The organism is Microbacterium sp. (genome assembly GCF_036277215.1).
Taxonomy (GTDB): Bacteria; Actinomycetota; Actinomycetes; order Actinomycetales; family Microbacteriaceae; genus Microbacterium.
Window position 1 is genome coordinate 1 of the sequence record NZ_DASUNI010000276.1, and the last position, 18,034, is coordinate 18,034.

The 18,034-nt window shown below is 68.5% G+C and carries 17 protein-coding genes; 6 read left to right on the top strand and 11 right to left on the bottom strand.

Annotation, left to right across the window (positions count from 1 at the left end; all coding sequences use genetic code 11):
• On the bottom strand, positions 1-368 hold a 368-nt coding region (locus VFX99_RS13520; RefSeq protein WP_414684388.1), incomplete at its 3' end, for a UbiA family prenyltransferase.
• A gap of 307 nt (positions 369-675) precedes the next feature.
• Between VFX99_RS13520 and tkt the strand changes: the two genes are divergently transcribed.
• From tkt to pgl, 6 genes are read left to right on the top strand one after another with little or no spacing between them, the layout of a single operon-like run.
• Positions 676-2,772 carry a transketolase gene (gene tkt / locus VFX99_RS13525; RefSeq protein WP_329666816.1) on the top strand — a complete coding sequence of 699 codons (2,097 nt, stop codon included), beginning with the start codon at positions 676-678 and terminating at the stop codon, positions 2,770-2,772.
• Positions 2,769-3,896: a transaldolase gene (tal, locus tag VFX99_RS13530; protein ID WP_329666817.1), complete on the top strand. Its 1,128-nt coding sequence runs from the start codon at positions 2,769-2,771 to the stop codon at positions 3,894-3,896. Before tkt ends, tal begins: the two co-directional genes overlap by 4 nt.
• On the top strand, positions 3,893-5,530 hold the full coding sequence (locus VFX99_RS13535) for a glucose-6-phosphate isomerase (RefSeq protein WP_329666818.1): 1,638 nt from the start codon (positions 3,893-3,895) through the stop codon (positions 5,528-5,530). Before tal ends, VFX99_RS13535 begins: the two co-directional genes overlap by 4 nt.
• A gap of 12 nt (positions 5,531-5,542) precedes the next feature.
• Positions 5,543-7,093 carry a glucose-6-phosphate dehydrogenase gene (gene zwf / locus VFX99_RS13540; RefSeq protein ID WP_329666819.1) on the top strand — a complete coding sequence of 517 codons (1,551 nt, stop codon included), beginning with the start codon at positions 5,543-5,545 and terminating at the stop codon, positions 7,091-7,093.
• Positions 7,090-8,037: a glucose-6-phosphate dehydrogenase assembly protein OpcA gene (locus VFX99_RS13545; protein WP_329666820.1), complete on the top strand. Its 948-nt coding sequence runs from the start codon at positions 7,090-7,092 to the stop codon at positions 8,035-8,037. Before zwf ends, VFX99_RS13545 begins: the two co-directional genes overlap by 4 nt.
• A complete protein-coding gene (gene pgl, locus VFX99_RS13550) occupies positions 8,030-8,812 on the top strand; it encodes a 6-phosphogluconolactonase (RefSeq protein WP_329666821.1) in 783 nt (260 codons plus the stop codon). The genes VFX99_RS13545 and pgl overlap by 8 nt, the downstream gene beginning before the upstream one ends.
• Positions 8,813-8,847: 35 nt before the next feature.
• Here pgl and VFX99_RS13555 read toward each other — a convergent pair whose 3' ends face one another.
• From VFX99_RS13555 to VFX99_RS13600, 10 genes are all read right to left on the bottom strand, one after another.
• Entirely contained in the window at positions 8,848-9,204 is a 357-nt protein-coding gene (locus VFX99_RS13555) for an RNA polymerase-binding protein RbpA (protein WP_329666822.1), read from the bottom strand.
• On the bottom strand, positions 9,204-9,452 hold the full coding sequence (gene secG / locus VFX99_RS13560; RefSeq protein WP_091706206.1) for a preprotein translocase subunit SecG: 249 nt from the start codon (positions 9,450-9,452) through the stop codon (positions 9,204-9,206). The genes VFX99_RS13555 and secG overlap by 1 nt, the downstream gene beginning before the upstream one ends.
• Positions 9,453-9,510: 58 nt before the next feature.
• Entirely contained in the window at positions 9,511-10,299 is a 789-nt protein-coding gene (gene tpiA, locus VFX99_RS13565; RefSeq protein WP_329666823.1) for a triose-phosphate isomerase, read from the bottom strand.
• Complete coding sequence (locus VFX99_RS13570; RefSeq protein ID WP_329666824.1) at positions 10,290-11,504, bottom strand: phosphoglycerate kinase; 1,215 nt, start codon at positions 11,502-11,504, stop codon at positions 10,290-10,292. The genes tpiA and VFX99_RS13570 overlap by 10 nt, the downstream gene beginning before the upstream one ends.
• A 9-nt stretch (positions 11,505-11,513) precedes the next feature.
• Positions 11,514-12,524: a type I glyceraldehyde-3-phosphate dehydrogenase gene (gene gap, locus VFX99_RS13575; RefSeq protein WP_329666825.1), complete on the bottom strand. Its 1,011-nt coding sequence runs from the start codon at positions 12,522-12,524 to the stop codon at positions 11,514-11,516.
• 102 nt (positions 12,525-12,626) lie between these two features.
• The gene (locus VFX99_RS13580; protein ID WP_329666830.1) at positions 12,627-13,253 is read right to left on the bottom strand and encodes a superoxide dismutase; all 627 of its coding nucleotides are present in this window, start codon (positions 13,251-13,253) and stop codon (positions 12,627-12,629) included.
• Between the two features lie 150 nt (positions 13,254-13,403).
• Positions 13,404-14,381, bottom strand: coding sequence for a DNA-binding protein WhiA (gene whiA / locus VFX99_RS13585; RefSeq protein ID WP_329666826.1), 978 nt, complete (start codon positions 14,379-14,381; stop codon positions 13,404-13,406).
• A 75-nt stretch (positions 14,382-14,456) separates the two neighbouring features.
• Positions 14,457-15,383, bottom strand: a complete 927-nt coding sequence (gene rapZ / locus VFX99_RS13590; RefSeq protein WP_329666827.1) for an RNase adapter RapZ — start codon at positions 15,381-15,383, stop codon at positions 14,457-14,459.
• 26 nt (positions 15,384-15,409) lie between these two features.
• On the bottom strand, positions 15,410-17,323 hold the full coding sequence (gene uvrC, locus VFX99_RS13595) for an excinuclease ABC subunit UvrC (protein WP_329666828.1): 1,914 nt from the start codon (positions 17,321-17,323) through the stop codon (positions 15,410-15,412).
• Positions 17,324-17,330: 7 nt separating this feature from the next.
• The coding region (locus VFX99_RS13600; protein ID WP_414684389.1) for an ATP-binding cassette domain-containing protein at positions 17,331-18,034 on the bottom strand (704 nt) is incomplete at its 5' end.

The window sequence follows — 18,034 nt, forward strand, 5'->3', positions numbered from 1 at the left end:
CAGACGGTGGATGCCGCGGCCAGCGTCCATGCGAAGATCAGCGCTCCGCGCGGGGACACCTCGCCCGTCACCAGCGGACGATTGACCGTGCGCTGCATGTGCGCATCGATGTCGCGGTCGAGGTACATGTTGAACGCCGCGGCCGAACCCGCGCTCATCGAACCGCCGAGCACCGTCGCGAGCACGAGCCACAGGTCGGGAAGACCGCCCTGGGCGAGGATCATGACCGGCACTGTCGTGACGAGGAGCAGTTCCAGCACGCGCGGCTTCGTGAGCGCGACGTACGCGCGAATCGTGCGACCGAGCGAATGGGGTCGAGCCGACCGTGCGGTGGATGCCGCGGCTCCCGCCGTCATGGTGGTGTCCATCACTCCCCGCTCGAACGCCTGAAACTGCCTCTCGAGTCTATGGCATCCGCGCCCGCGGCCCGGGGCGTGCGAGGTCTCACAGCGGCGCCCGGGCAGGTGTGAGCACACCGACACGGCGGCGACACGGTTCCGACACGAACCTGCCCGACGCGCCTGCCACACTGCCGTCATACGACGTATCGCATAGTCGTGGCGGAATGCCGCTTCGGTATGCTGAAACAACACGCGCGCCCCGCGCCGGCTGCTCCTCCCGATTTGCGATGAGGTCTGCGCATTCGGGTGCACTCCCTCTGAGAAAGGCGGCCCGGTGTCGGAACTGCGTTGGGATGAAATCGATCGGCGCGCGGTCGATACCGCTCGGGTGCTCGCGGCGGATGCGGTCGAGAAGGTCGGCAACGGCCACCCCGGCACCGCCATGAGCCTGGCTCCGGCGGCGTACCTGCTGTACCAGCGGGTGATGGACCACGACCCGGCGGACGTGCACTGGGCCGGCCGCGACCGCTTCATCCTGTCCGCCGGGCACTCGTCGCTGACGCAGTACGTGCAGCTGTACCTGGGGGGCTTCGGTCTGGAGCTGGACGACCTGAAGTCGTTGCGCACATGGGGCTCGAAAACCCCCGGTCACCCCGAATACGGACACACCGACGGCGTCGAGATCACCACCGGCCCGCTCGGGCAGGGTCTGGCCTCGTCGGTCGGGTTCGCGTATGCGGCGCGCTACGAGCGCGGTCTGTTCGATCCGGATGCCGCTCCCGGGCAGAGCCCGTTCGACCACAGCATCTTCGTGATCGCGTCCGACGGCGACCTGCAGGAGGGCATCACCAGCGAGGCCTCCTCGCTGGCAGGGCACCAGGAGCTGGGAAACCTCGTCGTCATCTACGACGCGAACCAGATCTCCATCGAGGACGACACGAACGTCGCTTTCACCGAGAACGTCGCGCAGCGGTACGAGTCGTACGGGTGGCACGTGCAGACGGTGGACTGGAAGAAGACCGGCGAGTACGTCGAGGATGCCGCGGAGCTGTACGCCGCGCTCCAAGCGGCGAAGGGCGAGACGTCCAAGCCCTCGATCATCGTCCTGAAGACGATCATCGGCTGGCCTTCGCCCGGCAAGCAGAACACCGGCAAGATCCACGGCTCCGCGCTCGGCGGCGACGAGCTCGCCGCCACCAAGAAGGTGCTCGGCTGGAACCCGGACGAGACGTTCGTGGTGCCCGACGACGTGCTGGAGCACACCCGCAGCCTGGGCGAGCGTGCGAAGACCGCACACGCGGAGTGGCAGAAGCGGTTCGACGCATGGGCGGAGGCGAACCCCGAGCGCAAGGCGCTCTGGGACCGCCTGCAGGCCCGCGAGCTGCCCGAGGGCATCGCCGACGTGCTACCGGTGTTCGAGGGCGGCAAGGAGGTCTCCACCCGCGCCGCATCCGGCACGGTGATCAACGCGCTTGCGGCGGAGCTCCCCGAGCTGTGGGGCGGTTCCGCCGACCTGGCCGAGTCGAACCTGACCACGATCAAGAACGCGAACTCGTTCATCCCGGCCGAGTGGTCCACCCACGAGTGGTCCGGAGACCCCTACGGCCGGGTGCTTCACTTCGGCATCCGCGAGCATGCGATGGGTGCGATCGTCAACGGCATCGTGTTGCACGGCCCGACCCGTCCGTTCGGCGGCACATTCCTCATCTTCAGCGACTACATGCGCCCGTCCGTGCGCCTGGCCGCGCTGATGAACATCCCGTCGATCTTCGTCTGGACCCACGACTCCGTCGCACTGGGCGAGGACGGCCCGACCCACCAGCCGATCGAGCAGCTCGCCGCGCTGCGCGCTATCCCGAACTTCACCGTGGTGCGTCCCGGGGATGCCGCCGAGACCGCCGTGGTCTGGCTCGAGATGCTGCGCCGCCACGCCGGTCCCACCGGCATCGCACTGACCCGCCAGAACATTCCGGTGTTCGAGCGGGGCGATGGCGCCGCGTCGGGTGACACACTGGCCTCCGCCGAGGGCGCCACGCGCGGGGCCTACGTGCTCGCCGACGCACCCGACGGCAAGCCCGACGTCATCCTCATCGCCACCGGCTCCGAGGTTCAGCTCGCGGTCGCTGCCCGACAGACGCTGGCCGCTGACGGAGTCCAGGCTCGCGTCGTGTCGGCCCCCTCGCTGGAGTGGTTCGACGAGCAGGATGCGGCCTACCGCGAGAGCGTGCTGCCCTCCTCCGTCGGTGCGCGCGTGTCGGTGGAAGCCGGCATCGCCCTCCCCTGGCGGAGCATCGTCGGCGACCGCGGCCGCAGCGTCTCGATCGAGCACTTCGGCGCATCCGCCGACTACAAGACCCTGTTCCAGAAATTCGGCGTCACCGCCGAGGCCGTCGTCGAGGCGGCACGCGAGACTCTCAAGGAGAACTCATGAGCACCCCCACCGCCCACCTCGTCGCCGAGGGCGTCAGCATCTGGCTCGACGACCTCTCACGCGATCGGATCGTCACGGGCAACCTCGCCGACCTGATCGCCACCCGCAACGTGTCGGGCGTGACCACGAACCCCACGATCTTCGCGGGTGCAATCGGGTCGGGTTCGGCGGCGTACGCCGGTCAAGTCGGCGTGCTCGCCGGTCACGGCGCGTCAGCCGACGAGGCGATCTTCGAGATCACCACCGACGACGTCCGCGCCGCCGCAGACGTGTTCCGGCACGTCTACGACGACACGAACGGCGTGGACGGCCGCGTGTCGATCGAGGTCTCCCCCGACCTCGCCCACGACACCGACGCGACCATCGCGCAGGCCAAGGAGCTGTGGGCCAAGGTCGACCGCCCGAACGTCCACATCAAGATCCCCGCGACCAAAGCCGGCCTGCCCGCCATCACCGAGGTCATCGGCTCCGGCATCTCGGTGAACGTGACGCTGATCTTCAGCCTGGAGCGGTACGCCGAGGTCATCGAGGCCTACCTCGCAGGCGTCGAGCAGGCGAAGGCGGCCGGACACGACCTGTCCAAGATCCACTCCGTCGCGTCGTTCTTCGTCTCGCGCGTGGACACCGAGGTCGACAAGCGCCTCACCGCCCTCGGCACCGACGAGGCGACGGGGCTGAAGAGCCTCGCCGGAGTCGCCAACGCGCGACTTGCGTACGAGCTGTTCGAGAAGGAGTTCGCCACCGACCGGGCGAAGCGCCTCCTGGACGCGGGAGCCAACCTGCAGCGCCCGCTGTGGGCATCGACGGGCGTCAAGGACCCGTCCCTGCCCGACACGCTGTACGTCACCGAGCTCGTGGCCCGCGGAACCGTCAACACGATGCCCGAGAAGACCCTCGAGGCGACCTTCGACCACGGCGTGATCGCCGGCGACACCGTCACCGGTGCCTACGCGGGCGCACACGAGGTCTTCGACAAGCTCGCCGCTGCAGGCGTCGACTTCGCCGACGTCACCCAGGTGCTCGAGGACGAGGGCGTCGACAAGTTCATCGCTTCCTGGCACGAACTGCAGGCGACGGTCGCAACGGCCCTCGAGGCATCCCAGCCGGCGCAGCCCGCGCGATGAGCTTCGAGATCCACCTGTCCGGTCACGTCAAGGCGGTCGTCCACGAAACGCTGCCCGCCCTGATCGCCGATCTCGTCGCATCCGGCCTCACCGCCGGCGATCCTTCGCTGTGGGGTCCAGCCGCGGAGGAGGAGGCTTCGCACCGGCTCGGCTGGATCGAAGCCGTCTCCGTGTCGCGGCCGCTCATCCCCGAGATCGAGGCGCTGCGCGCCGAGTTCGTGGCTGCCGGTGTCACCCGCGTGGTCCTCGCCGGCATGGGCGGCTCGTCGCTGGCCCCCGAAGTGATCGCGCAGACGTCGGGCGTGCCGCTGGTGATCCTGGACTCGACCGCTCCGAGCCAGGTGCTCGCGGCGATCGACGGCGACGCTGAGTCCGGTGGCCTGGAGCAGACCGTCCTGGTCGTATCGTCCAAGTCCGGCTCGACGGTCGAGACGGACTCTGCGAAACGGGCGTTCGAGGCCGCCTGGCTCGATCTCGGGATCGACCCCATCGAGCGGATCGTCGTCGTCACCGACCCCGGCTCACCACTGGACGAGGCGGCGCGGGCCGCAGGGTATCGCGTATTCCACGCGGACCCGACGGTCGGCGGGCGCTACTCCGCGCTCACCGCGTTCGGTCTGGTGCCGACCGGCCTCGCCGGTGTGGACATCGCCGAGCTGCTCGACGAGGCGGAGGCGAGTCTCCTCGAGGTCGCGATCGACAGCGCCGACAACCCGGCGCTCGTCCTCGCCGCGGCGATCGCGGGCGGCCAGGAGTCGGGAGAGCTGCGCCGTCGCGACAAGCTGGGTCTGATCACCGACGGGACCCACATCGTCGGGCTCCCCGACTGGATCGAGCAGCTCGTCGCCGAGTCGACCGGCAAGCAGGGCACAGGTATCCTGCCCGTGGTTCTGCTGCCCGTCTCCCCCGAGGTCGAGACCACCCCCGCCGACATGCAGATCGTGCGCATCGTCGACGAGGCGAACCAGTTCCATTTCCGGGAGCGGCATGAGGGCGAGGTGCTCATCAGCGGATCGCTGGGGGCGCAGCTCGTCGTCTGGGAGTACGCGACGGCGATCGCCGGCCGGATGCTGGGCATCAACCCGTTCGATCAGCCCGATGTCGAATCCGCCAAGATCGCTGCCCGCGGTCTCCTCGATGCTCGCCCGGCTGCGACCGAGCCGGCATTCGCACTCGACGGAGTCGAGGTGCGGGTCTCCGACCCTGCGCTGGCGGCATCCGGAACCGTGGCCGGTGTGCTCGACGCATTGTGGTCTCAGCTGCCCCCGGACGGCTACGTGTCGATCCAGGCCTACGTCGACCGGCAGCGTCTGCCGCAGCTGCAGGGTCTGCGCGAACTGGTCGCCGCCGACTCCGGACGACCTGCGACCTTCGGCTGGGGACCGCGGTTCCTGCATTCGACCGGCCAGTTCCACAAGGGCGGCCCTGCGGTCGGGGTGTTCCTGCAGATCCTCGAGGAGACCGACGTCGACCTCGAGATCCCCGGCCGGCCGTTCACGTTCGGCCAGCTGATCCAGGCTCAGGCCGCCGGCGACGCCAGCGTGCTGGCCGACGGGCATGGCCGGCCCGTGGTCACGCTCACCCTCACCGACCCCCAGGCCGAGGTGCTCACGCTCTTCGAAGCCGCTCAATAGGAGTCCACCCACATGACCGTGGAGATCTCGCGCGGGCACAACCCGCTGCGCGACGCCGAAGACCACCGCCTCAACCGGATCGCCGGCCCGAGCGCGCTCGTGATCTTCGGCGTGACGGGAGACCTCTCCCGCAAGAAGCTCATGCCCGCCGTGTACGACCTCGCCAACCGGGGACTCCTTCCCCCCGGGTTCGCGCTGGTCGGCTTCGCGCGCCGCGACTGGGAGGACCAGGACTTCGCGAAGGTCGTCTACGACGCGGTCAAGAACCATTCGCGCACCGAGTTCCGCGAAGAGACGTGGGAGCAGCTGGTACAGGGCATCCGCTTCGTGCAGGGCGAGTTCGATGACGCCGATGCGTTCCGGCGGCTGCGCGACACAGTCGAGAAGCTCGATGTGGAGCGCGGGACGATGGGCAACCACGCCTTCTACCTGTCGATCCCGCCCAAGGACTTCCCCCAGGTAGCCAAGCAGCTGAAGGAGTCCGGCCTGGTCGACGACACGGCGGACCAGCCCGAACGCTGGCGCCGTGTGGTCATCGAGAAGCCGTTCGGTGACAACCTCGCCTCTGCGCGCGCCCTGAACGACGCGCTTCGGTCGGCCTTCCCGACGGATTCGATCTTCCGGATCGATCACTACCTCGGCAAGGAGACCGTCCAGAACATCCTGGCGCTGCGGTTCGCCAACGAGCTGTACGAGCCGATCTGGAACCGCAACTACGTCGACCACGTGCAGATCACCATGGCCGAGGACATCGGTGTGGGCGGTCGCGCAGGTTACTACGACGGCATCGGCGCGGCTCGCGACGTGATCCAGAACCACCTGCTCCAACTCATGGCGCTGACCGCCATGGAGGAGCCCATCAGCTTCGACGCGAAGGATCTGCGCGCCGAGAAGGAGAAGGTCCTCGCGGCGGTGACCCTGCCGGAGGACCTGTCCCGATCCACCGCGCGCGGACAGTACGCCGGCGGCTGGCAGGGCGGCGAGAAGGTGCTCGGTTTCCTGGAAGAGGACGGGATGAATCCCGAGTCGACCACCGAGACGTATGCCGCGATCACGCTCGAGGTGAACACGCGCCGGTGGGCCGGGGTGCCGTTCTACCTCCGCACGGGCAAACGGCTGGGTCGCCGCGTCACCGAGATCGCGGTCGTGTTCAAGCGCGCGCCGGAGCTGCTCTTCTCGCGCGGTCAGACCTCGGGTCTCGGCCAGAACGCGCTGGTCATCCGCGTGCAGCCCGACGAGGGCGTCACCATCCGCTTCGGCTCGAAGGTTCCGGGTGCAGGTGCGCAGGTGCGCGATGTCACGATGGACTTCGGATACGGGCACGCCTTCACCGAGGCGAGCCCGGAGGCGTACGAGCGACTAATCCTCGACGTGCTGTTGGGCGACCCTCCGCTGTTCCCGCGCCACGAGGAGGTCGAGCTGTCGTGGAAGATCCTCGACCCGATCGAGGAGTTTTGGGAGAAGGAGGGGGGCCCGGTGGAGCAGTACGCCCCGGGTTCATGGGGTCCGGCATCCGCCGATGAGATGCTGGCCCGCGACGGACGGACGTGGAGGCGACCATGATCATCGAGCTGCCCAACACCACCGTCAGCAAGATCTCCAAGGCCCTCGTCAACGTTCGCGAAGAGGGGGGCGCCGTGGCGCTCGGCCGCGTGCTGACGCTCGTGATCGCAACCCGTGAGGGGGCTGAGGAGGAGGCGATCGGCGCCGCGAACGACGCCTCGCGTGAGCACCCGATGCGCGTCATCGTCATCATGCTGGGCGACGAGGACGCTGAGCCGCGCCTGGATGCGCAGATCCGCGTCGGCGGAGACGCGGGGGCGAGCGAAGTGGTCGTCCTGCGGGCGGAAGGCCCGGTCGCATCCCATCACGACAGTCTCGTGACCGGCCTCCTCCTGCCCGACGCCCCGGTGGTCGCATGGTGGCCCGGCCAGACGCCCGAAGTTCTGTCGACGTCTCCGATCGGCCGCATCGCACAGCGGCGGATCACCGACGCCTCGACTCAGCCTGACCCAGCGGCCTGGGTCGGCGCTCTCGGCGAGACTTACGCGCCCGGGGACACCGACTTCGCGTGGACGCGAATCACGCGCTGGCGGGAGCAGCTGGCGGCGGTTCTGGATCAGCCGCCGTATGAAGCCGTCACCGCCGTTGAGGTGCGTGGGGCCTCCGACTCGCCGTCGACGGCTCTGCTCGCGGCGTGGCTGCGCCTCAAGCTCGACGTCGACGTGGTCTATGAATATCTCGAGAGCGACGTGTGGGCCAGCGGCATCAAGTCCGTACGCCTCGAGCGTCCGGGCGGCGTGACGCTGCTGGAGCGGCCCAGCCCCGGGGTGGCGATCCTCACGCAGCCCGGTCAGCCCACCCACGATCTCGCGTTCCCTCGCCGCAGCCTGCGCGAGTGCCTCGCCGAGGAGCTCCGGAGCCTCGATCCCGACGTCCTGTATGGTCGAGTGATCACCGAGGGCCTGGAGCTCTTACATCCGGCGACGCAGGAGACGCATGGCTGAATTCATCATCGAGAAGCGCGTGGTGATCAGCCCCGATCCCGCCGCTCTCGCTGAGTCCGTCGCCGCACGATTCGTGCACCGCCTGGCCAAGCGCTCCAGCAACGGACACCTCGTCCACGTCTCCCTCACGGGCGGGACGATGGGCTCCGCGGTCCTCGCCGCGGCGTCACGCCACCCGCGGCGCGGCGGCGTCGACTGGTCGCGCGTGCACTTCTGGTGGGGTGACGAGCGGTTCGTTCCGCGCGGCGACGGCGACCGCAACGAGAAGCAGGCCCGCGAAGCGCTGCTGGACGCCCTGGAGCTCCCCCCGGAGAACATCCACGCCGTGGCCGCCAGCGAAGAGGGCGTGGACCTGGATGCCGCGGCGGATCGCTACGCTGCAGAGCTTGCCCGATTCGCTCAGGAGGATGCGACCCCGTGGCCGGCCTTCGACATCTGCTTCCTAGGTGTCGGACCGGACGGTCACATCGCTTCGCTGTTCCCCGACCGCCCGGAGATCCTCATCACGGATCGCGCGACCGTATCGGTACGGGACTCCCCCAAACCGCCGCCGGAGCGAGTCTCGCTCACACGCCCGGTCATCAACGGCTCCAAGCGCGTGTGGCTGGTGTTGGCGGGTGCCGATAAGGCGTCGGCGCTGGGTCTCGCTCTTGCGGGCGCCAGCTACGCCAGCGTGCCCGCCGCGGGCGCGAAAGGCCGCAAGCGCACCGTCTTCTTCATCGACGACGCGGCGGCGTCGCAGGTTCCACCGGAGCTCATCGACCAGGAGTATTGACGCGGAGTTCGAGCCGCAGCGCGAAATCGAGCACCTCAGTCTTGCCCGCGGCGCTCCCGCAGCTGCTTGAGCGCATCGTCCAGCAGCGTCTCGGCCTCTTCTTCGGTGCGACGTTCCTTCACGTACGCGAGATGCGTCTTGTACGGCTCGGTCTTCGCGAGAGCGGGCGGGTTCTCCTTGTCGCGCCCGGCCGGAAGGCCGGAATGCGGGGAGTCGATCGTGTCGGGGATCTCCTCTTCGGGAATGCCTGCCGCGAAATAACGGATGGTCTCGTTGCCGAGGGCGTCCCAGTAGGAGACGGCGATGCGCTCGGCGTGGAAGCCGTGATCCTGCTCGCCCATCGGCCCGGCACCGACGCGGGTGCCCCGGATGGCATTCCCCCCCGTGGCCATCAGACGCTCTGGAACTTCGTGATGAGGCCGAGGGCCACGATCGACACGAACCACGCGAGCGCGAGGATCACCGTGAACCGGTTGAGATTGCGCTCTGCCAGGCCGGACGAACCGAGCGCCGAGGTCATGCCGCCGCCGAACATGTCGGACAGACCGCCACCGCGCCCCTTGTGGAGCAGGATGAGCAGGGTCAGCAGCAGGCTGGTGATGCCCAGCAGCACCTGCAGGACGAACTCGAGGATCTGCACGGATTCAAGCCTTTCAACGCACCCCAGGCGGGCGCACGATCTCCCAGTATAGGCGTCGTCAGACGCCGACGTGCTTCTGAAAGCGGATGATCGCCGCGAACTCGTCGACCACGAGACTCGCACCGCCCACGAGCGCGCCGTCGACATCCGGTTCGCGCATGAAACTGGCTATGTTCGACGACTTCACGGACCCGCCGTACAGGACGCGGGTGCGCTGCGCGGCATCCTGTCCCAGCTTGTCGGCGATCACCTCGCGAAGCTTCGCGCAGACTTCCTGCGCCTGCTCGGGCGTGGCCGCCTGCCCTGAGCCGATCGCCCACACCGGCTCGTACGCCACCACGATGTCCGCGTCCGCGGGAACACCCTCGAGCGCGATCTCGAGCTGGCCCACGGGTACGGCGCTGGCGCCGAACTTCTCCAGGTCCTCCGAGGTCTCGCCCACGCAGATCACCGGGACCAGACCATTGCGCAGCGCCGCCTGCACCTTCTCGGAGATGACCTGATCGGTTTCGGCGTGATATTCGCGGCGCTCCGAGTGGCCGATGAGCACATATGCGCAGTTGAGCTTGGCCAGGAATGCCCCGGACACCTCCCCGGTGTACGCACCGGCGTCCTTCGTGGAAAGGTCCTGGGCGCCGAGGGCGAACGGGATCTTGTCGGCGTCGATGAGCGTCTGCACCGTGCGCAGATCGGTGAACGGCGGGAAAAGCCCGACCTCGACGCTGCCGTCGAGGTGCTTGGCATCCTTCAGCGCCCAGTGCAGCTTCTGCACGAAGGCCACGGCCTGGAGGTGGTCGAGGTTCATCTTCCAGTTGCCCGCGATGAACGGGACTCTCGTTACTGCCATCCGAGGACCTCCAGTCCGGGGAGCTTCTTTCCCTCGAGGAATTCCAGGCTTGCTCCGCCGCCCGTCGAGATGTGACCGAACTGGTCGTCTTGGAAGCCCAGCTGTCGCACAGCCGCCGCGGAGTCTCCGCCGCCCACGACGCTGAGCCCGTCCACCTCGGTGAGCGCCTGCGCGACCGCCTTGGTACCGGCCGCGAACGGCGCGAGCTCGAACACGCCCATCGGACCGTTCCAGAACACGGTGCGGCTGTCTCGGATGACCTCCGCGAACCGCGCAGCGGTGTCCGGCCCGATGTCCAGGCCGAGTCCGGAGCCCCCGAAGGCGGTGTCCTCGATGCGGTCGGCGGCCGTCACGACGTGCTCCGCGTCGGCGCCGAACTTCGATGCGACGACGACGTCGGTCGGAAGCACGATCTCCACGCCCGACCGCTGCGCGGTGTCGATGTACTGCTTCACGGTGTCGAGCTGGTCGGCTTCGAGCAGACTGGCACCCACCTTGTGGCCCTGCGCTGCGAGGAAGGTGAACAGCATGCCTCCGCCGACGAGCAGCCGGTCCACGCGCGGAAGCAGGTGCGAGATGACACCGAGCTTGTCACTGACCTTCGAACCGCCGAGGACGACCGTGTAGGGCCGCTCGGGGTTCTCGGTGAGGCGATCGAGCACGTCGAGCTCCGCCGCGATCAGCAGACCCGCCGCGGACGGGAGGATCTCGGCGAGGTCGTAGACGCTGGCCTGCTTGCGGTGCACGACACCGAAGCCGTCCGACACGAATGCGTCGCCGAGTTCGGCCAGCTCCTCCGCGAACCCGCGGCGCTCCGCGTCGTCCTTGGCCGTCTCGCCCGGATTGAAGCGGAGGTTCTCGAGGACGGCGACGTCTCCGTCTTCGAGCGCAGCCACAGCGTCATGGGCGGACTCGCCTACGGTGTCGAGCGCGAACGCGACGGGCTTGCCGAGCAGCTCGGACAGTCGCTGCGCGACGGGCGCGAGGCTGTACTTCGCGTCGGGGGTGCCCTCAGGGCGCCCGAGGTGCGAGCAGACGACGACGCGGGCGCCCTGGTGGATGAGCGCGTTGAGCGTGGGCAGCGACGCCCGCACGCGGCCATCGTCCGCGATCGCGCCGTCCTTCAGAGGGACGTTGAGATCACAGCGGACGAGAACACGCTTGCCGGCGAGCGAACCCAGCGAGTCGAGGGTGCGCAGAGGCATGGCGACCGCTTAGAGGCGCTCGGCGACGTACTCGGTGAGATCGACCAGACGGTTGGAGTAGCCCCACTCGTTGTCGTACCAGCCCGAGACCTTGACCAGGTTGCCGCTGACGTTGGTCAGCTCGGCGTCGAAGATCGCCGAGTGGGGGTTGCCCTGGATGTCGCTGGAGACGATCGGGTCCTCGGTGTACTCCAGGTAGCCGGCCAGACGGCCGTCGGCTGCGGCGGCCTGGTAGGCGGCGTTGACCTGCTCGACGGTGAGGCCCTCGGCGGGCGTGACGATGGTGAGGTCGACGATCGACCCGGTGGGGACCGGCACGCGGTAGGACGAGCCGCTCAGCTTGCCGTTCAGCTCGGGCAGCACGTGCCCGATGGCCTTGGCCGCACCCGTGGAGGCGGGCACGATGTTGATCGCGGCGCCGCGCGCGCGACGGAGGTCGCTGTGCGGGCCGTCCTGCAGGTTCTGATCCGCGGTGTAGGCGTGGGCGGTCATCATGAAACCGCGCTCGATGCCGAAGGCGTCGTTGAACACCTTCGCGAGAGGGGCGAGGCAGTTCGTGGTGCAGGACGCGTTGGAGATGATCACGTCGGTCTCAGGGTTGTAGGTCTCCTCGTTGACCCCCATGACGATCGTCGCGTCGTCGCCGGTGGCGGGAGCGGAGATCAGGACCTTCTTCGCGCCGCCGGCGATGTGTTTCTTGGCGTCCTCGGCCTTGGTGAAGCGGCCGGTCGACTCGATGACGATGTCGACGCCCAGCTCGCCCCAGGGAAGGTTCGCAGGGTCGCGTTCCTCGAACACGCGGATGCGCTTGTCACCGACGGTGATGGAGTCGCCGTCGTACGAGACGTCCTCAGAGAGGGGGCCGCCGACCGAGTCGTACTTGAGCAGATGCGCAAGCGACTTGTTGTCGGTGAGGTCGTTCACCGCGACGATGTCGAGGTCCGCACCCTGCGCGAGTGCCGCGCGGAGATAGTTGCGTCCGATGCGGCCGAAGCCGTTGATTCCGATCTTGACAGCCACGGAGGTTCTCCTGAGAAGTGTCGTGCGCGAGAGCGCGATTGCGGTTGCAGGGGGTGGACAACGGCGTCCCGGCGGAGCTGTCCGCCGGGACGCCCACGCCTGTTATGACAGTACCAGCAGGCCCGAAGTCTTCTCACGGGCGGTGGTGAAGCGCTCCTGAACGTTCGCCCAGTTGGCGATGTTCCAGAACGCCTTGACGTAGTCGGCGCGCACGTTCTTGTAGTCCAGGTAGTAGGCGTGCTCCCAGACGTCCAGCAGCAGCAGCGGCACGGTTCCCGCTGCGAAGGAAGACTGCTGGTCGAAGAACTGCTGGACGATGAGGTTCTCGCCGATCGAGTCCCAGAACAGGCCCGCCCAGCCGGATCCCTGCACACCCAGTGCGGCGGCGGTGAAGTGCGCCGTGAACTTGTCGAACGAACCGAAGTGGTCGTCCACGGCGGATGCGAGGTCGCCGGTGGGCTTGTCGCCGCCGTCCGGCGAGAGATTGGTCCAGAAGATGGAGTGGTTGGTGTGGCCGCCGAGGTTGAACGCGAGGTCCTTCTCGAGCTTGTTGATGTTTCCGAGCTCGCCCTTGTCGCGGGCTTCCGCGAGCTGTTCCAGTGCGGTGTTGGCGCCGGTCACATACGCCTGATGGTGCTTGTCATGGTGCAGCTGCATGATCGTCGCACTGATGTGCGGCTCGAGTGCTGCGTAGTCGTAGGGGAGGTCGGGCAACGTGTAGTTCGCCATGTTCTCTTCTTCCTGTCGGCGCTGAGCCGAGACTCCTCGGCGCAGCGAGAATGACGTGTCCATCCTAGTAATCGGCAACCCGGGCACAGGGGGGTTGCTTCCTTGAATGACGTGCCGTATCCGAGCGGCGCGGCATCCGCTTCGGGACGATCAGTCCTCGGCGCCCACCGGCACGGCCGCCTCGGTGTCGGGGATGCCGTCCTGCTCGGCCTTCTTGTCGGCCATCGCCAGAAGGCGGCGGATGCGGCCGGCGACGGCGTCCTTGGTCAGCGGCGGGTCGGCATGGTGGCCGAGCTCGTCCAGGCTGGCGTCGCGGTGCGCGAGTCGGAGCTCGCCGGCCTCCCGCAGGTGCTCGGGCACTTCGTCCCCGAGGATCTCGAGCGCCCGCTCGACGCGCGCGCACGCGGCGACCGCCGCCTGCGCGGAGCGGCGCAGGTTGGCGTCGTCGAAGTTGACGAGGCGGTTCACACCGGCGCGCACCTCGCGGCGCTGGCGCATCTGGTCCCAATCGGCGGCCGCCCGCTCGGCGCCCATCTGCGCGAGCGCGACGCGGATGGCCTCACCCTCGCGCACGACGACCCGGGGCACGCCGCGCACTTCGCGTGCCTTGGCGGGGATGCCGAGGCGGTGCGCCGCACCGACGAGCGCCATCGCCGCTTCGGGCGCCGGGCAGGTGATCTCCAGGGCGGCCGAGCGGCCGGGTTCGCTGAGCGTGCCGGCCGCGAGGAACGCGCCGCGCCAGATTGCGGCGAGATCGGAGCGGGATCCGGTGGTGAGCTTGTTCGGCAGCCCGCGTACCGGCCGTCGGCGCTGGTCGAGAAGCCCGGTCTGGCGGGCGAGGGTCTCGCCGCCATCGATGACCCGAACCGCGTAGTGGCTGCCGTTGCGGGCACCCGAGCCCTGCACGTGCACGAGCTCGGGACGCACGCCGTACAGTTCCATGAGGTCGCGGGCGACCCGTCGGGCGAGGAGGTCGGAGTCGAGCTCGGCTTCGACGGCGACGCGGTTCGCGATCGAGTGCAGACCGCCCGAGAAGCGAAGGAGAGACGTCAGCTCGGCGACTCGAGCCGTAGGGCTCGGATCGCGCACGGCCGTCAGTTCAGCCTTCACGTCAGCGGTCAGCGACACGGATCTCCTCGCGAGTCAGGTGCGCACCATGCGGCGCGCCGGGGTGCAGTCGAGTTGTGGGAACGAGGGTCAAGCCTACTCGCGACCGAGGTCGCGGTGCTTCACTCGAACCGCGACTCCGGGCAGCGAGGACAGCCGCGCGGCCAGCTCGTGCGCCATCACGACGGAGCGGTGCTTGCCGCCCGTGCAGCCGATCGCGACGACGGAGTGGCCCTTGTTCTCGCGCTGGTATCCCTCGAGCACCGGAACGAGCGCTGCGGCATACGAGTCGAGGAATTCGCGTGCGCCCTGCTGCTCGAGGACGAAGTCGCGGACGTTGTCGTCCTCGCCCGTGAAGGAGCGGAGCTCGTCATTCCAGAACGGATTGGGCAGGAAGCGCATGTCCGCGACGAGGTCGGCGTCCGGCGGCAGCCCGTACTTGAATCCGAAGCTCATGATCGTCACGGAGTGGCGCGCTGCTCCCGCCGCTGCGAACAGGTCGATGACCTGGGTCGCGAGCTGGTGGATGTTGAACGCGGACGTGTCGACGATGATGTCCGCGCTCTCGCGCACCGCGGCCAGGCGGAGCCGCTCCTGGTTGATCCCGTCGAGGATCGTGCCGTCGCCCTGCAGCGGGTGCGGTCGGCGCACCGCCTCGAACCTGCGGACGAGTACCTCGTCCGAGGCATCCAGGAACATCACCCGCACGGGTCGCCCGTCGCGCAGGGCGCGTGTGATCGCTGGGAGCTCGCGGAACAGCTCACGGCCGCGTACGTCGACGACGACCGCTACACGAGGTAGCGCGCCCCCGGCGAGCTCGGTCAGCTCCAGGAGCGGGCGCAGCATCTGCGGCGGGAGGTTGTCCACGACGTACCACCCGAGGTCCTCGAGCGCATCTGCAGCGGTGGAGCGGCCGGCGCCGGACATGCCCGTGACGATCAGAACCTCACCGGGACCGGGGTACTCGGGCGCGATCGGGACGGGACCACCGTACTCGGGAGCAATGTGCTCAGCGTCCGTCATGACCACCCCCGTCGTCGCATTTCAGCCTACCCACTGGTCAGGTGAGCGTGGATCGCGGCGGCCAGCTTCGGGCCCACGCCGGGCAGCTCGGTGATCTCCTCTGTAGAGGCGTGCTTGAGTGCGGCGACTGAGCCGAAGTGCCGCAGGAGCGCCTTGATGCGCGCGTCGCCGAGCCCCGGCACTTCGGCCAGGACGCTCTGGATGTCGCGGCGACGACGTCGACGCTGGTGCGTGATCGCGAACCGGTGCGCTTCGTCGCGCAGTCGTTGCAGCAGATAGAGCGCCTCGCTCGTGCGCGGCAGGATCACCGGGTACTCCTCTCCCGGCAGCCACACCTCTTCGAGGCGCTTCGCGATTCCGCACAGGGCGATCTCGTCGTGCCCGGAATCGGCGAGCGCGCGCGCAGCGGCCTCGACCTGCGGCTTGCCGCCGTCGACGACGAGCAGCTGCGGCGGGTAGGCGAAACGCGGCCGCTTGCGGGTCGTCGCGACCGTCCCGTCTTCGGTGGGCTCCGGCTCGGGCTCGTCCTGCTCGTCCGGCCGGTCGAGGTAGGCGAGCCGACGCGTGAGCACCTGATGGATCGAGTCGGTGTCGTCCGTGGTCTCGGGCACGCCGAACGAACGGTACTGATCTTTGCGCGGCAGGCCGTCCTCGAACACGACCATCGATGCCACGACATTCGTGCCGCCGAGGTGCGAGACGTCGAAGCACTCGATCCGCAGGGGCGCCTCGGCGAGGCCCAACGCCTCCTGCAGGTCGGTCAGCGCCTGCGACCGGGCGACATAGTCGCTCGTGCGGCGGGTCTTGTGCACGATGAGCGCCTGCTGCGCGTTGAGGGTCGCAGTCCGCAGCAGATCCGCCTTGCGACCGCGCTGGGCCACCTGGATGGACACGAGCTTGCCGCGACGCTCTCGCAGCCACTCCTCCAGCTCTCCCGCATCGTCGGGAAGCGACGGCACGAGGACCTGACGGGGGATGTCGGCGGGCGCGGCATCCCCGTAGGCGCGCTGGAGGACCTGGTCGACGAGCTCGCCACCGGAGATGTCCAGCTCCTTCTCGATGGTCGTCGCCCGCACGCCGCGCACCCGGCCGCCGCGGATCACGAACTGCTGAACGGTGGCGTTGAGCTCGTCCTCCGCAATGCCGAAGAGGTCCGCGTCCGTGTCGGCGGCCAGCACGAGCGCGCTCTTGGACAGCACCGCGTCGATCGCGCCGAGGCGGTCGCGGTAGACCGCGGCCGCCTCGTAGTCCATCGCCGCGGAAGCCTCGCGCATGCGGGAATTCAGCTCCTTCGCGAACCGCTGGTCGCCGCCGGCCATGAAGGCGACGAAGTCGTCGACGATCGCGCGGTGCTCCTCGATCGTGACCTTCATCGAGCAGGGTCCTCCGCAGCGGCCGATCTGTCCGGGGAAGCAAGGACGGCCGGTGGCCATCGCCTTCTTGTAGGAGGCGTCGCTGCACGTGCGGATCGGAAAGGCCTTGATCATCAGGTCGATGGTGTCGTGGACTGCCCACACCTTGGGATACGGGCCGAAGTACTTCGCACCCGGGATGCGGCGGTTGCGTGTCACCATGACCCGCGGAGCTTCGTCGCCGAGCGTGATCGCCATGAACGGGTAGGACTTGTCGTCCCGGTACCGGACGTTGAACGGCGGATCGAACTCCTTGATCCACATGTACTCGAGCTGCAGCGAGTCCACGTCGCTCGACACGACCGTCCACTCGACCGACGCCGCGCTGGTGACCATGCGGCGCGTGCGCTCGTGCAGGGTGTGCAGCGGCGCGAAGTAGTTCGACAGCCGGGCGCGCAGGTTCTTCGCCTTGCCGACGTAGAGCACGCGCCCGGAGGCGTCCCGGAAGCGGTAGACGCCCGGGTTCGTGGGGATCTCCCCCGGCCGCGGCTTGTACGCGACCGTGGGACGGGACGCGGGTCTGCTCATTCCGCGGTCATCCGGCCTTGCGGACCACGGAGGTTCCGAGCACCTCCGCCAGGAACGCGCCGGTGTGGCTGCCTTCCGCCCGCGCAACCTGCTCCGGAGTGCCGGTTGCGATCACTTCGCCGCCGCCGGAGCCGCCTTCGGGCCCCAGGTCGATGACCCAGTCCGAGGACTTGATGACGTCGAGGTTGTGCTCGATGACGATCACCGTGTTGCCCTTGTCGACCAGGCCGTTCAGCACCTCGAGCAGTCGCTGGACGTCTTCGAAATGAAGGCCCGTGGTCGGCTCGTCGAGCACGTACACACTGCGGCCGTTGCTGCGGCGCTGCAGCTCGGTCGCGAGCTTGACGCGCTGCGCCTCGCCGCCGCTGAGGGTCGTCGCGGACTGGCCGAGTCGCACGTAGCCGAGGCCGACGTCCACGAGCGTCTTGAGGTAGCGGTGGATCGCCTGGATCGGCTCGAAGAACTCGGCGGCCTCCTCGATCGGCATTTCGAGCACTTCGGCGATGTTCTTGCCCTTGTAGTGCACCGAGAGCGTGTCGCGGTTGTAGCGCTTGCCGTGGCAGACCTCGCAGGGGACGAAGACGTCGGGGAGGAAGTTCATCTCGATCTGGATGATGCCTTCGCCGCGGCAGGCCTCGCAGCGACCGCCCTTGACGTTGAAGGAGAACCGGCCGGGCAGATAGCCGCGCACCTTGGCCTCCGAGGTGCTGG